This is a genomic window from Alkalihalobacillus sp. AL-G, from assembly GCF_030643805.1.
Lineage (GTDB): Bacteria > Bacillota > Bacilli > Bacillales > Fictibacillaceae > Pseudalkalibacillus.
The window spans coordinates 2270414-2286282 of record NZ_CP094656.1 but is presented as its reverse complement, the minus strand read 5'-3'; the positions used below and the strand labels follow the sequence as shown (position 1 = coordinate 2286282).

The 15869-nt window shown below is 39.3% G+C and carries 14 protein-coding genes; 3 read left to right on the top strand and 11 right to left on the bottom strand.

The genetic code is table 11. From position 1 onward, the window contains the following. Positions 1-71 precede the first annotated feature (71 nt). The 6 genes from MOJ78_RS11700 to MOJ78_RS11675 all read right to left on the bottom strand — a co-directional run bounded on the left by MOJ78_RS11700 (position 72) and on the right by MOJ78_RS11675 (position 7697). Positions 72-1235: a thiolase family protein gene (locus MOJ78_RS11700; RefSeq protein ID WP_304977523.1), complete on the bottom strand. Its 1164-nt coding sequence runs from the start codon at positions 1233-1235 to the stop codon at positions 72-74. Further along, on the bottom strand, positions 1228-2784 hold the full coding sequence (locus MOJ78_RS11695) for an AMP-binding protein (protein ID WP_304977522.1): 1557 nt from the start codon (positions 2782-2784) through the stop codon (positions 1228-1230). Before MOJ78_RS11695 ends, MOJ78_RS11700 begins: the two co-directional genes overlap by 8 nt. A gap of 339 nt (positions 2785-3123) precedes the next feature. Continuing rightward, on the bottom strand, positions 3124-4239 hold the full coding sequence (locus MOJ78_RS11690) for a GerAB/ArcD/ProY family transporter (RefSeq protein WP_304977521.1): 1116 nt from the start codon (positions 4237-4239) through the stop codon (positions 3124-3126). Positions 4240-4255: 16 nt separating this feature from the next. Continuing rightward, positions 4256-4492, bottom strand: a complete 237-nt coding sequence (locus MOJ78_RS11685) for a hypothetical protein (RefSeq protein WP_304977520.1) — start codon at positions 4490-4492, stop codon at positions 4256-4258. Between the two features lie 208 nt (positions 4493-4700). Then, positions 4701-5906 (bottom strand): Ger(x)C family spore germination protein, encoded by a 1206-nt coding sequence (locus MOJ78_RS11680; RefSeq protein WP_304977519.1) that lies wholly within the window; start codon positions 5904-5906, stop codon positions 4701-4703. 198 nt (positions 5907-6104) lie between these two features. Further along, entirely contained in the window at positions 6105-7697 is a 1593-nt protein-coding gene (locus MOJ78_RS11675; protein ID WP_304977518.1) for a spore germination protein, read from the bottom strand. Between the two features lie 148 nt (positions 7698-7845). Here MOJ78_RS11675 and MOJ78_RS11670 point away from each other — a divergent pair, with 148 nt between their 5' ends. After that, a complete protein-coding gene (locus MOJ78_RS11670; protein ID WP_304977517.1) occupies positions 7846-8946 on the top strand; it encodes a GerAB/ArcD/ProY family transporter in 1101 nt (366 codons plus the stop codon). 603 nt (positions 8947-9549) lie between these two features. On the opposite strand, the gene MOJ78_RS11665 is transcribed toward MOJ78_RS11670, so the two are convergent. Together MOJ78_RS11665 and MOJ78_RS11660 are read right to left on the bottom strand one after the other, a co-directional pair. Continuing rightward, positions 9550-9732 carry a hypothetical protein gene (locus MOJ78_RS11665; RefSeq protein ID WP_304977516.1) on the bottom strand — a complete coding sequence of 61 codons (183 nt, stop codon included), beginning with the start codon at positions 9730-9732 and terminating at the stop codon, positions 9550-9552. A 191-nt stretch (positions 9733-9923) separates the two neighbouring features. Beyond that, complete coding sequence (locus MOJ78_RS11660; RefSeq protein WP_304977515.1) at positions 9924-10475, bottom strand: DUF3231 family protein; 552 nt, start codon at positions 10473-10475, stop codon at positions 9924-9926. 308 nt (positions 10476-10783) lie between these two features. Between MOJ78_RS11660 and MOJ78_RS11655 the strand changes: the two genes are divergently transcribed. Next, the gene (locus tag MOJ78_RS11655; protein ID WP_304977514.1) at positions 10784-10984 is read left to right on the top strand and encodes a hypothetical protein; all 201 of its coding nucleotides are present in this window, start codon (positions 10784-10786) and stop codon (positions 10982-10984) included. Between the two features lie 182 nt (positions 10985-11166). After that, entirely contained in the window at positions 11167-11631 is a 465-nt protein-coding gene (locus MOJ78_RS11650) for a hypothetical protein (protein WP_304977513.1), read from the top strand. A 106-nt stretch (positions 11632-11737) separates the two neighbouring features. Here MOJ78_RS11650 and MOJ78_RS11645 read toward each other — a convergent pair whose 3' ends face one another. The 3 genes from MOJ78_RS11645 to MOJ78_RS11635 form a co-directional block, all read right to left on the bottom strand. Beyond that, a complete protein-coding gene (locus tag MOJ78_RS11645) occupies positions 11738-12781 on the bottom strand; it encodes a class I SAM-dependent methyltransferase (protein WP_304977512.1) in 1044 nt (347 codons plus the stop codon). Between the two features lie 398 nt (positions 12782-13179). Beyond that, positions 13180-14154, bottom strand: a complete 975-nt coding sequence (locus tag MOJ78_RS11640; RefSeq protein ID WP_304977511.1) for an MBL fold metallo-hydrolase — start codon at positions 14152-14154, stop codon at positions 13180-13182. Positions 14155-14283: 129 nt separating this feature from the next. Then, on the bottom strand, positions 14284-15843 hold the full coding sequence (locus tag MOJ78_RS11635) for a glycosyl hydrolase family 18 protein (protein WP_304977510.1): 1560 nt from the start codon (positions 15841-15843) through the stop codon (positions 14284-14286). Between the last annotated feature and the right edge of the window lie 26 nt (positions 15844-15869).

Sequence of the window (15869 nt, the reverse complement as noted above, 5' to 3'; positions counted from 1 at the left end):
TGATTTCCCCCGTTTCTATTCATACCACTTAGCAATTTTTCCTTTTAAGAGTTTAGGTGATATGTCTATATCTATTCATATCGTTTAAACAAGGTCGCCAATCCGATTCCCCCGCCGATCCCGAGAGTAGTAAGTCCTAATTTGGCTTTTCGAGATGACATTTCTCGGCCTAATCGGGTAACCAGCACTGCCCCTGATGCACCATATGGGTGACCGTAAGCAATGGCTCCCCCACCGACATTCACTTTTTCAAAAGGAATTGAAAGTTCCTTGATAGATGCAGCCACTTGTGCAGCGAATGCTTCATTAAATTCCACTAAATCAATGTTTTCTGGTGTTAACCTATTTCGCGTCAAAAGCTTTTGGACGGCAGGAACCGGGCCAATTCCAAGATAATTTGGGTCAACACCTGTCGCTATAGAATCAACGAAGGATAAAATCGGTTTCAATCCTGATTTTTTCGCCTTTTCTTCAGACATGACTAGAGCAATAGAGGCTCCATCGTTGACAGAACAAGAGTTGCCGGGGGTCACGGTTCCATTCTTACGGAATACAGGACGGGAACGCTTAAGTAATTTTTCGTAAGTCGTACTGTCTCTTGGGCTTTCATCATTCCATATTTCTTTATTAGTGCCATCCTCATTAGCTGAAAGGGGAACGATTTCGTCCTGAAAGTTAGACGACTCAATGGATTTCAATGTTTTTTGGTAACTCGATAAAGCAAAGCTGTCTTGTTCTTGACGTGAGATTCCGTATTTTTCAGCGACATTTTCAGCAGCAACTCCCATGTCCGGATCACCAATTTCCTCTGGTGAAAAACGAGCTCGTTTTAACACACGCGGGTTACTTCTGTTGTCTGATTGGTCTATTCTTACGGGTTCGGTACTTGTACTCTCGACGCCCCCAGCAAGGAAAACTTCACCAGCCCCGGCTTGTATCAATCTTGCTGCAAGGTTGATAGCTTCCAATCCCGATCCACATTGCCGGTCAATCGTAACCCCAGGTACATGGACCGGAAAACCTGCGGCCAATGATGAAAGTCGGGCGATATTCCCTCCAGGACCAACTGCGTTGCCAAGAATCACTTCATCGATATCTGCTGGATTTAGGCTGGATCCCTCTGCAATATTTTTCATCACTGCTGCAGCAAGCTTTTCACAAGGGAAATTCTTTAACATTCCCCCTTTTTTGCCGATGGGAGTTCGTTTGGCGATTACAATAACAGCTTTATTCATAAAACTCCTTCTTTCTCGTTTCCAGCCATTGTTCGAGACGTTTTCTGGCGATTTTTCCGCTGTTTGTATGTGGAAACGCTTCAACTGGAATCACTTCACGGGGGCATTTATATTTCGCAAGACGCTTGCGGCAATAAGCCTGAACTTCCCTCTCTTTCAGGTGATTCCCCTTGTTGAATTTAATGATAGCAACGATTTTTTCGCCCCAATAATCGTCTTTGATTCCAAGTACGACAGCTTCCTGGATCTCAGGTAACTGACGTAAAACTTTTTCAATTTCCTCAGGATATACATTAAGCCCACCATAAATGATCATATTTTTTTCCCGGCCGACAATATAAACGTATCCTTCGTTATCCCGACGAGCCAAATCTCCTACTGTTGCCCATCCATCCTGAAGAACTTTCTTCGATTCATCTTCATTCTGATAATACCCGGAAAAAATCATTTCGCTTTTTACGTAAAGCTTTCCAACTTCTCCTGTTTCAACTTCCATACCATGTGAGTCACGTAATGAAATTTCGATGTTATGAAAGGGACGGCCAACTGAATCTGGCTTTTGTAAATTCCCTTTTGGATCAAGAACCGTCACAAAGCTTAATTCTGAAGCTCCGTAAAACTCGTATAAGTTTACACCAGGAAAAAGATCAGCAATTTGTTTTTTTGATGCCGCACTCCATTTTGCTCCAGAAGAAATGACGTCACGTAAATGCGCGGGACGTCTATAGGCCGGGACATTGCTGACTGTACGACAAATCGCTTCAAACATTGTCGGAACAACATAAACTACTGTAACCGGTCGGTTCTCCATTAACTCTACTGCTTTCATTGCTGAAAACTTTTCTAGTAAATGAACGGTCCCTCCAATAGAGAGCGTATGTATTGAGGCATAAAGAAATAGAGAATGGACGAGAGGTCCCGGTATGAGAGTATGATCATGAGAATTAATACCGAACTCAACGTTACTTCCATTAAAGCTCTCCACCCATGAGCGATGGGAACGAGTAAAAGCTTTTGGCGTTCCTGTCGTTCCTGATGTGAACCCCATATAAAAGGGGCTATGTTGTGATAGTTTGTTTATCCGTGGCGCACTAACCGGTTTTTGTTCAACCCATTGTTCAAAAGAAACGAAATGACGGTCATAAGATTCCAATTGGTGCCTTCCAGCTATTATCAATGGGTAAGATATTGTTTTATTAGACAACTTTCTCAAGTGTTTTCCTTGAATGACAAGGACATCCGGACAGGTCTTTTCCAGTATTTCATCAATCTCTTCATTGTTCCATTTTGGGTCCAAAGGGACTGCGATCCAGCCTATTTTGGCGGCAGCAAGGAAGATTTGGAAAAATTCGATACTGTTGTCTAGTAAAAAAGCCGCTTTACAAACGCTCCCCGATTTCTTTCCTTTCTTAATAGAAAGCAGGGCATTTGCTGTTTGGTCTATAATACAATGAAGTTCTCCGTATGTTATTTGTCGTTGTTTGGTTTGAATTGCAATCTTATTTGGATTTTTATTTGCATGTAAACTGAAACCATCAGTTAATAGCATAAAATCAACTCCATCTAATAGTTGTATAAGTTTCCTGATGGTTTTCGGTGTTCGATGGTTGAAACGTTCAAAAAGGTTATAAGCTTTCTAAGGATTCGGTATTTTTATCATAACATACCTTTTTATAACGATTTAATTCGTAAATTGGATCAGCCAGAATTTCTTCGTTTAATAAAAATTTGGCTTGTACCCCTGTTTATTCTCAGAATATCTAAATGTATCCAACGATCTATAGGCTGTAGATAAACGCTTTAAGTATTGGACTTATTGACCGTATCAACCCTTATTGCACTTTTTTGGTACTGGCACCCCTGTCTATTCTAGGTAATTTTCACATCACTACCTCGAATGAATTTTTTTCTTGTCCATTTTTTTTCGAAATATAGCTACTACTAACATGAATAGGGGTAAAAATAACCCTACAGTCAATGAAAAAGCGCTTGCCGTTTTCAAATCCCATTCTTGTTGATAAATGACATCGGGATATATCACAAGCGAAAGGACAATCGCGATCATCCCCAAAGGTAAAGTGAAAGGGCGATAATCTTTTATGTTGAGAATTTGCGTAATCCCTAAAACAGAAGCGTAAAAATAAAGCACCATCTTAAAATAGATGGTAATCATCCACATTCCGGCCATAATTGCTTCTATTCGCGTCAAAAAATTACCAACATTAATCTTTTTCGCCAACTCATAGCCTGGATACACTTGTGTTGCTGAATGATAAGGACCCAGAACCAAAATACACAAAAAAGTAATGATGATCATCACCAGCCCGCCAATTAAATTTCCGATTAAAAAAGATTTTCCAGCTTCTTTCGGCTGATTGATATAGGTGGGAAAAACCATCAATAAAACAACGGCATTTATAGAAGACGTAACGACCAAAAATAAGATTGCACGAAGCAAAGGTTTTAACTTCACCTCAAATACAGGTTGTATGTTTTCAAACTCAATTTCAGGAGAGATAGAAAACACTAAGCAGATAAAAAGGATAACGAAAAATAGGATGAAAATCTCTGCCGATCGTGTAAATGTTTCTAGTCCAAGTCGTACTGCCATTACCATAATGATACCCATCAGGATCACAATGGCCTCGAGTGGCGTTTCTGGCATTATTTCTATAATGAAGAAATTACCGGTATAAAATAAAAGGGAAGAAGCATATAAAAATGAAAGCGAAAAAAATAAGAGGGAAATCGTTTTTCCTAACCATTTCCCAAAAACCTTTTGATTCATTTGGACAAATGTCATATTTGGAAACATGAGACCTAGCTTATTGTATAGAAATATGACTAACAAACCCAATCCGACACCGATGATGGCTGCAATCCAAGCATCTTGTTTCGCTTCGAAGGCTAAGACTGATGGAACGATTAAAATGGAAGTGCCAATGGTAAATAAAATGACTAAGACCCTGAATTGACGGACCGATATTTTTCGGTTTTCGAGCATTGGATCACCTCCTTTATCATTTCAATAAGAAATTATATATTAAATCAGTAAGCGGCTTAAAAATGATAGTAAGTCCCTTCGTTGGATTAGGTATAGTCAGTTTTAAAGCTTTTGCAATACTCAATCCCACTCCGAAGAGAAGGAATATTAAAAACACCCATAATTCCTTCTTCTGCTTCCTTTTTTTAAAATAGGGTCGTTCTATCATAATGATTAATATGGCTATCCCTATGATCCCTGCAATTGTCAACATGCGGATTACTCCTTTTGGCTCAGTACTAGTGTTTGTTTTTCTGTTGTAGCAGATCTAGACATCACCTGCTTCCGTGGCGTATAGCATACGAACCAGGACATTTTTTTGCCCTAAAGACTTTCTTATATGAGGTAAGACCGTTTGAAACGGCCATATCTGTAGTCGCTTTTACCGGAAGTTGCCGTATCTGACTCGATCAAACAGGAATCTACTCCTTTATTTTTTTAAGTGGTGAATTGCCAATTGTACCGACCCGTAGAATCTGTACGTCTACTTTTACCTCTACTGGCATGTCCGTAAATTTCTCGTCCCATTCTTTTCTTACCTTTTTCCAATAGTCGGGATTCGAACGGTGAATCGCCTCGCCAAAACCGAAAATATCGACTTTAAATTCTTCCTGGGATGCTGTTATCGTCGATTCAACGATCTCTTTGACTCTCTTCTCTGATTTCTTTTCCAAATCATTTATCGTTTTCGTTTTCGTCAAATCAAGCTTCTTGCATTGAACTTCACCAACATTCCCTTCCACCTGAATTTGAACAGTTCCTTTTGGTGAACCCTTATCAACTTTCGTTTTCAGATCAGCCTCTGTACGAATCACCTCAATTGCCACTTTCCCTTTTCCTTCTGGACAAGACACTTCCCCAATCGTACTTTTTACGTTTCCCAGAACATAATTAACCGCTTTACTTTCCTTTTCATTCAACCAGTCGATTAGTTTATCGTCTTTAAACACGGCCATGCCGCTATATTTCAATTGAACATCAGGTTCAATTTCCTGAACATTGTCATTCTTTTCCCCCTCTTGTACAACCCCCGTTAGCTGGAGTCCGGTTAAGTTTGGATGTATTCCCTCACTCACGATTTCCGATATCAGTTCATCTAAGGTAATGGACATTGAAGGGGCCCATGCTTTCTCCGATGTTTCAAGAGATGAAAACAGTTTGTTTGCGGGAATATCTTCTAATCCCGTCATTACTTTTAACACGTTTTCCGCTTTCGTATCTTTCGCAATCACAATAAAAAAGTCGGTTCGTAATTCGTGATCCCTTGATAAAAAATCTAACGCTCCGCCAATTCCTTCTTCCGCTAACTCTTCACCTATTGCGAGAATTCGCAGATGGGGAAAATAAAGTTTTCTAGCCGTAACCGTTGTCATTCTTCTTATCGCTTCAAAGACCGTGTTTCCTTTTTCCTGATATGTTGTAACTGGTGACTTCTGACCGCCGCCCTGTTTAGTGGCAACTTGCCCGGTATTAACGACCTGAGTGGTAACAACATATTGATCCTCCGATTTATCAATTCCCATTGCGACCACAATGGCAAGTTCATTTAATTCCCGTCGATTCCAACAACCGGATAAAAGGCTAAGTAAAAGGATGAGAATGACAAATACAATAACTTTTCTTCTCATTTCTGAACCTCATTTCTTTCATTCCCGAGCATTTTTCCACTTCCACTTCCACTTATACTTCAATAAACCGACTATGAACAGCTCCACGAATCAAATTACTTCTTTAATTTTTCTTGACTTCCTTTCACATCAAGTCTCACAGTATATATATATTTTTGTTGTGATAAGCAATCGGTACATCGGAATGCTCCTTCGAAACTACTTTTGCTTCCGAGGCTCCGGCTTCGGTGAAGGAGTATCTTCCCGCTTGACATTTTTCTGACTGATTAGACGTGGACGTGAAAATAGTCCCCAATGTGGAAACCGAAAAAGCGCGTCTTTTTGATCTGTGGCAATGAACGGAGCAAACGGAGACATATACGGTACTCCGAACGAACGTAAACTGCATAAATGAAGAACAAGGGCGATCAAACCGACAATTATACCGAATAAACCAAATGAAGCAGCCAATCCCATAAAAATAAAACGTACCATTCTTACCGAAATAGATAGATTGAAGGAACTGACAACAAAGCTTGAAATCGCCGTAATCGCCACGACAATTACCATTGCTGCGGAAACAATACCAGCATCGACTGCTGCTGTTCCAATTACTAATGTCCCAACAATCGAAACCGCTTGCCCAATCGTCCTTGGCATCCGAACACCGGCTTCCCGCAAAATTTCAAAGGTGATTTCCATGATGAGCGCTTCAATGAAGGCCGGAAAAGGAACCCCTTCACGTTGAGCAGCCAGGTTAATGAGCAACGGAGTCGGCAACATTTCCTGATGAAACGTCGTAATGGCGATGTATAATGATGGGCCGAGCAGTGCAATGAAAAATCCGAAAAATCGTAAAAAACGGAGAAGCGTAACAATATCTGCCCGTTGATAATAATCATCTGCTGTCTGAAAAAATTGAACGAACAGTGAAGGAACTAAAAGAGCATTTGGGCTCCCGTCAACAAAAATAGCAACACGCCCCTCAAGTAGATTGGCGGCAGTTACATCAGGACGTTCCGTATGAAAAATAGTAGGGAAAGGTGTGTACGTTTCATCCTGAATCAACTCTTCAACATAGCCGGTTTCCAAAATGCTGTCAATTTCAATTCGTTCGAGACGCTCCCGAACTTCCTCTACCACTTTGTCATTGGTGATACCTTTTATATATGCAATCGAAACGGCAGTTTTCGTTACAGTCCCAATTTTCTTCGTTTCCAACCATAGGTTATGATCGTTGATTTTACGTCTTAACAACGCTGTATTAGTACGTAAACTTTCTGAAAAAGCTTCTTTTGGACCACGTACTGAATTTTCAACTGTTGCTTCTGTCACGCCGCGGTCTTTTCCACCTTTCATTCCAATGGCAAATCCAAGCGTGAAACTGTCAAGTAAAAGGATGACGTTACCTGATAATAGAAAGGTAAAAAGAGTGTTGTAATCGGATAAGTCCTTTATATCTCCGACTGTCAAAACAGAATCTTTCAACAGATGCAAGGGATTCTCCCCGGAAGAACCCATTTTGTCTATATCGATTTTCTGTAAATCCAACATTAGAGTTTCTAGAATGAAGTTTTGAATCGAGGGTGTATCAATCAAACCCTCTGTATAAAATATAGCCGCTTTCAGCTTTCTTTCTTTTCCAATTCGAATCTCCCGGATGATAATATCATCGCTGTTGCCAAGTGCTTCTTTTATTATTTGTATATTTTCATTAAGATTCGCTTTTAACCCGTCCTTCTGCAACGGCTCGTGACTTTGATTAATTTGTGAAGACAAGGATTGTTTCCGTCGTTTTTTAAAATGTCTCATGATTGCCCCCCTGTCGTTTTTTTATCCATTATTTCCTATATTAGCTGTTATAAACTTATAACAGGGATTTGAAGGTAAGAGTTTATAATAAAGCTGTTATGTCAATTACTAATCTTACATCGATGGTTGTTTTGGAGGCCGAATTTTTATGGAGAAATCAAAAATAAGCCCTCAGCAGTTATTCTCTTTAATTGTATTATTTGAGTTAGGGACCGCACTTATCGTACCTTTAGGGGTAGAGGCAAAACAGGATGCTTGGTTGGCAGAATTGTTAGGAATGACGGGAGGTATCGTTTTATTACTTCAGTATTATTACTTATATCGCCATTATCCAAATTTGCTATTGACAAGTTATATACAAAAAATTTTCGGAAAATATATAGGTTTTTTTATCGCTTTGTCATACATTTTATTTTTTATATATGGAGCATCAAGAGATTTACGAGAATCAAGTGAACTTTTTTTACTTCCATATAGCGAGACTCCCATGTCTGTGCTGAGCGGGATTATGATGATTCTCGTTTGTTATGCGTTGTATCAAGGAATAGAAGTGATCGCAAGAGCGGGAGAAATCTTTTTTGTTTTAGTCTTTTCTATGGTTGTATTGACATTTTTCTTAACGATCGGTTCAAATGTTGTTCGGTTTGAGAACTTATTGCCCGTATTGGAAAACGGGTGGAAGCCTGTTTTAACAACCGCATTTCCTGATCGCGTGTTTTTCCCTTACGGTGAATTAATTTGTTTTACAGTGATTTTTCCATACTTAACTAAACCGGAATATGGGATGAAATTTGGAATGGTTGCCATGGTATTAAGCGGTGTGATTTTAACGATGACCATTGTAATTGAAATAGCTGTTCTTGGTGTGAACGGATTGTCGATCGCTGTGTTTCCGTTTTTGAAATTGGTCGAAAAATTAAATATAGCCGGATTTGTACAAGGTTTGGAAGTTATTGCGATGATCGTTTTAATCGTAGGCGACTTTTTTAAGGTAGCTGTCTTTACTTACGCAGCTGTGATTAGTTCAACCGATTTATTCAAAATTAAAAATCACCGCAAGTTCGTGTTACCTATAGGGGTGATGATCTTTATCACCTCGATGGTCGCAACGGATAATTTTATAGAACACATACAACAAGGGAAAATTGTCCTTAAGTCAATTTTCCCCTTGTTTGAATTTGTCATCCCATTGCTGTTAATTATAGTCTTGTCTATTCGTCGACGGATTGGCGGCAGTAATCTGCATTAATTTAAAAATTTGTAATATTATATTTTATCTTCGTCTTATAGCCACTCATAGTGTAAACGGTCTTTGCTTGGTCGTTTAAATGCAAAATATAAAATAAAAATATCAGAGTTTGGTCTAGGGTTTTAATATAAATATTTACATTTTATTACTTCCCATAAATCCATCTTTACACCGTTGTTTTTCGCCAATCCTTTCGTTGGGTGCAGTTGGATAGAATTGAGGAAAGCAGGTTCTAGAATCCTTGAGAATCGTACATTACGAACGACAATATAGTCTAGTACATGAGAAAAACCCTTTTAACCATTTCCTTGATTCGATTTTGGCAGCTTCAACTTTTTTCTTTTAGGAATTGAAAGCCATATAACATCAATGATTGAACAAAAAATATCAATGATAATTGTACTTTTTTTAATCGAACCAATGAAGCTATTCCTGTTTCTTTCAAGCGATCCACTAAAAAATATGTAAACATTGAATCAACAACAAGGTTTAAGGTCATAAATCCGTAGAACTTTCCATATGTAATTTTAAGAATCCACATCGACCCGATCAAAAATGGACCCCAATTAAAAGGGAATACCCCTGATAATTTTGGATGAGTTTTTATACCACCACCACCATTTTCGATTTTTTGCAATGAAATTTACAATCATCACTACTATTGACATGAATATCGATGCAGGTAAAAATCTTTTTATTGCATCCTTCCCCAGTAAAGGAAGGGTAAACCAAGAGAAAAGAATCATTGCTAGCGACAATATCTTCCGGATACTTTACATGTTTCATCAATCAACCTCCATCTTTATCAGAAACAATCTCTTCAGCACATAAAAAATATAAGTAGTAAAACTTTATACTATTCATGTTTTGATGGGTTAGTTCCGTATCTTCTCTACTTAAAATTCTATTGGATTGAATACTTTTAAATAAGAAGAAAAGAGCTGTTCTAAACCAGCTCAATTAATTTGCAACCTATCTTATTGTTCCTCAGGCATACCTGGAGGGTAATAATATGGAGGTACTTTTATCCAACCTCTTTTCCGCATCATCGTTTTCAATTTGGAACCATAAAGCATTTTTTCACTTTGTAATTCCATCCATATCAGTTGTATATCATTTCTAACACATTGACTCATGTTCGTTGCACACATTACCACATTAGTTCCAACCTTGACACTAAGTAAATTAGCAATTTGAGTATCTGTAGATTTTGCTCCTAGAGGAATTGCATTTGACTCAGTAGCAGGCTTGTGTGGATCGGCCTCAGGTAATGATACGCCTTCACTAAGCATAAACTTTGCAAGCCGATTCAGTTGAGATTCACCGAGATCCTTTCCTTCTTTTACAATAAGCTGCAATTCATCGTCTGTGGTCGTATTCAAGCAAATTTCTAAAGCAGGGATTTCCTCCGCAAGTGCTGTATAATACAACCAGCACCCCATCGCTTCACCGATATGTAATGGTGTTTTAGGTTCATCATCGAAAGTACCCTTCATGTGATCAACTAAAGCTTCAAATATATTTGCCATGACATCGCCTCCTTATTTTGTTAATATCTGCAAAATTACAGGAGGTATGCTAACATGAGTTATTTTTTTCATGTTCGTGTTTTGCCTAATTTTATATATACGTTAATCTATTTTTGCTATGGGAATTTCCTAAACATGAAAAGGAGGGATATTGTCAGATGTACAACACCCCAATGAATCCTCATCAATATCAGAGAGCATACCAGAACGGAGAAGGCGATCCAAAATCAGTTTGCAGAAGTTATATGAATTTCCACGTTATCGTACAAACGAGAGACGGATAACAGCTTGAAGGCATTATCACTGATATGGATGATGAAGGTGTCACCATGGTGCTGATGGAGAACAAGACAGCGATACGACAATCAGGCAATATGGTGGCTATGGAAGAAGAAGGTTTCGACGATTCCGCCGGCGTCGGTTTCCATTTTTCTTCTTCGCATTTCTGTTTTTCACACCTTACCCGTATTACTTTTAAACCTAAAATGGTTCTACATGAATCCGTCTAGGAGTATATGTATTTTGTAACGCCGTTGAATCGCGAGCGGTGTTATTGCTTAATCAGATTAATTACATATCCCTCCACTTGTACCGGTTTGTAGTTAGACCTTTTTCCTGCAGCAAACAAGCATGATTGACATACAATATCCCATGCGAATGAACCCAACTATTTTTCGAGAAGGTGTTTTTAATGAGACAAAATGAAAAGTGGCGAACAATGGCTGACGATATGAACAGGAGTCTGTACAGCGAACAGATGGTTTGTGCCATGAGCACACAATTGCTCCATATACCAGAAACAAGAGGATTGAAAGGAAATGCTGAAATGCATACGAGTCTTGTCCCTGCCTCCTATCACCGCGTAACAGCCACCGGCTCTGCGCAAAGGCTATTGAATGGGGAGAGTGCTCCGTCTATCGTGCAAACCTTTATAGCGTGTATACAAAATGCCGAAGTAAGAGATCGTAATGTCCGCGCTGGTTTACAGGTCATGTTGGAGGATGCCTCTGAATCTTACAAGCCGTTTATTCAAAACATCATTCGTTGGCAGGATTATGCTGAAATGTACTTACGGAACGCGAAACAATCCGCCATGCAAATTACAGGTGCTGCTGCGTGGCAAGGGCAACCCCAGAACGGCGAGGTACAGGGGTAAATGAAAATGAGGACCTATTGGGCAAAATAACCGGTTCTCTTTATTATGAGAGAACCAATTTTTGTTTTTATGAACTATTTAGTCTAAACATTTTTAATACCGCGTTTCACCTAGGTTTGGCGACAATTCCATTATGGACTTTAATATAGCCGTGTCGCTGGATATTGAAGCCTCCTTCGTACACGTACAACCCCATTTGGCGGACATCCATCAGTTCTCGATACGTATGGTTCATCACATCAGCCATGATGGTATAAAACAATCGTGATTTCAATTGCAGTCTAGGTGTCGTCATAAGTACATAGCCGCCTGGTTTAAGGAATTTCCTATGCCACTCCATCACTTCAGCATTATATCCATCAGGAAAATGCTCTAACAACCCAACACTAAGAACAAGATCAAACTCTTTTCCAAAAGGGAGATTACGGATATCGTTAACGACATAATGAATATTCATTTCATCCTTATGCCATACCTTGGGATGACCAGAAATCGGGTTTGTTCCAAGGAAAGGATAGCTGTTAGGAAAGTGCCCAAAGCGATTTGTCCGGCAAAAGTCATCATAATCAACCATCACAACTTCTCCTTGAGGATACATCGCATACAATTGCATCGCCTCATACCCTTCTGCTGCTCCAAGGAAAAGGATACGTGGCTTTTTTCCATCAAGCCCTTCAAAAAGAGCTCGTTTTCCTCGTGGATCCCAAACTCCGTCTTCTATACGGTGAGCGTAATTCCACAGCGACAATCGAACTGTTTCTCCCAAGGCTTTTTTTACATCACTCAGTTGAAATCGTGTTAAATACTTTAGAAGATCCCTCTTCGATTTAGAAAGTTCCTCTGGTAGATCCTTAACAAACCACTCGTGGAACGAGCGGTTAAAAAATTCCCAAGAAGTTTTAATGGACATGTCTCCATTTTCTTTTTCCCAGTCCCGCCTCGATTTTGCCACCGTCTTCACTTCATAAGGTTTACCTACGTCCTTCCAAGTTAGTGTTGACCAATCAGAAACCAAATTTGCGTTAATGAACCGATCAATGTTTTCATTCCCAGGATTGCGTAAATCAATACGGTGGCTAGGCATCAATTCGGTCTTCCCAAAATCTGCTTCTGAGAAAGGTTGCTCCAGCTTCATTTCTTCCATACTCATCGTTACTACCCACCCTTGTTCTCAATATAATAAACCTTATTCCACGTGTGCTGTTAAATACCTGCATTAAACATTTTCAGGAATACATTAGAATTAATATTTCGTGATGACTGGAAGTTACTGAAGATTTCACATTCAACATCGAAGGTTGAAACACCGACTTTTTTACCATGTGTGGTCGAATCATTGTATTCTGCGGCCGAATTAATTGGATATGTGGTTGAATAATTGAAAAAAGAGCTTATTGAAATCGAAATTATTCTTTTCAATAGGCTCATATCGACACTAAATCGACTTCAGAAATGCACCAATCGTACTCGTATTGGATACAATGCCACTGGATTTTAGCATGGGGACAGCTGTTTTCAATACATCTAATGTTCATTAAAAAAAATGCTTCATGTTGTCACCTTATAATTCCAAACCCCTCCCTTTAATTCCTTTTTCACTTGTCGATGATGTTCTAAATAATCCAAATGACCGATGATTTCAGACATGACCAAAGAGAATTGGCTCTCATACTTATCCTGATAAACCGCTTGTGCTATGTCATTCGCAGTCATACAGCCGCTATCAACAGATTTTAATAGTCGATCTGCTTTTCTTTTAATCCCTTTCAATCGGCTCGTCACCAAATCTTTATGATTGTAAATAAGATCCCCATGCCCTGGATAAACGATATCTGCTTCAAAATCTAAACATTTCCTCAAAGATTCCTCGTAATCTAAGACGGTAGATAGTCGCTTCCCATTTTGATCGGGCTCAACAATAGCGTTGCTCGAAATATGCTTAATCAAATGGTCCCCACTAAAAAGCCATTTTCGTTCATCATCCAAAAGAACGACATGATCAGGTGAATGACCAGGAGTTTCGATCACCTGCATCCTTGGTGAAACTGTTTGATCAATGGGAGTAATATCTGAATGGATTTTACGCTTTTCATGGTCCTTCATAGCCTCTTCTAACTTTATTACCTGTTGTGTTCCGTAATCTCCACTACCCATTTTTTCATACAGCTCTTTAAAAAAGTCGATCCTCATGCGGAAAAAATCCTGATCCCTTTTTAAGAGATGTATCGATTTCCCGGGAGCGTAGACCGAAATATCATGTTCCGTTACGATACGGTCGATTAAACCGACATGGTCCTCATGATTATGCGTAATGATAATTCTAGAAAGATCGCTTAGGTTGAATCCATGCTCTTGTAATGTTCCGAGGAAGTAATCCCAGCATTTATCGGAATTCACGCCGGCATCAATTAAAGACAAGGTCCCCTCTTCTTCCAATAGATAAAAATTAAAGGTTTTTAAGTTGGATCTTGTAGGTACTGATATTGGATAGATCATATGCGCATTTCTATGTATCGTTTCCACTCGAAGTCACGTCCTTTATGGCTAGTTCATAATTAACTTATCATACTAGGGTTAACTCTTCATTTAGCATAAACTATTGATGACAAAAAAACAGGTGTGGACATCCACACCTGTTGCACATTGCTTTAACTACTTTAACTCATCATATACCTTGGTTAATAACACTTCGTTCGGATCTTGGCTAAGTTCCCACACCATGGCTCCACCTAGTCCAATTGATTTAATATAAGAGGTTTTATAGCCGATTGATTCGACGTCATCATAGCTGATAAATGTGGAACCGTTAAACAACCATGGCACCTTGGAATCAGCTTCCCAGTAACGTGTAAATCCGTTTTTGTTCACATAGTTTGCTTCGATTTCAGCATAACTGATCGATGAACCTCCACCTTCAAACGATTGGTACAGGCCGTTGTTCACATTGTTCACTTGTTTCAACACTCTTCCGTAAAATGGGAGTCCCATCACAAGCTTGTCCGCAGGAACTCCGTTAGCGATATACGTCTCCACGGCATCCTGTACACTCAACTCTACATAAAACCCGCTCTCAGGATCCTTGTGCAACGGAGCATTCATCCCAGTAATGGTATCCCACTCACCATGAATGTCATAGGTCATGAGTTGAATGTAATCGACATACTGCTTAAGTGAATTCAACTCTAAATTACCAGAATGGCTGTTACTAGGACCTGCTGCAATTGTTAAAAGGTACTTTTTCCCATCCTTAGCACTTTGAGCATCTAATGTTTCTCTGATCTTTTTTAATAAAAGCGTAAAATTCTGCTTATCTTCCGGACGGTTAATGTTCCCTGCTTCTCCCCCGTTTACTGGATATTCCCAATCCAGATCGACCCCATCAAAATCATATTTCAAAATGAACTGCAGTACGCTTTCAGCAAAGATCGTTCTTGACTTTTCCGTAAGGGCAACATCAGAAAAGTGATCAGACCATGTCCACCCACCTACAGAAATTAAAGTTTTTAAGTGAGGATGCTGATCTTTTAATTTATTTAACTGATTAAAATTCCCTTTAAAAGCTTCAGCTTCGGAGTCCCCAGGGAAAGGTTTTTCGATATCGGCCCATGGATCTCCGACTGTTAACCTTCCATCTTCAGAGATGTTGGCAAATGCATAGTTAACATGAGTAAGCTTACTAGCATCAATGTCAGACACCTGGTAACCGGAATACGTTGCCCATCCTGCATAATAGCCAATTCGCTTATAATCGTTCTGTTCAGATGTACCAGAATTATTGACGAGAACGGTTTTTGAAACCTCAGCTTTCTGATTGGAGTGATCGTAAGCAACAACCTTTAGAATTTGCTCTCCGTCAGGGACCCAAGGATCGGTAGCCCAAGCAACGGAATAAGGCTCGGAGGTGACGGTCCCGATTAAATAATCACCATTGCTGCTGTAAAATTCTACTTTTTCAATTCCTTTATTGTCCTCTGCCTCAACAGATAATGTAACCGTTCCACTTACTGTTTTGCCGTCACTAGCAAAAGGAGCGACTGAAATGTCACTCACCTGTGGTTGCTGACTACCTATTTTACCTGAAGTTAGATCCTGTTGACTATTACTGTTAGTAGTTAAATCACCAATATAATAAGTAAAGATACTCAATAATAGAATTATAATTGAAAAAACAAATGGTTTATTAGAAAAGCAGTTGCCTCTATGCTGCTTCATTTCATCTGAATCTCCCCTATTGATAC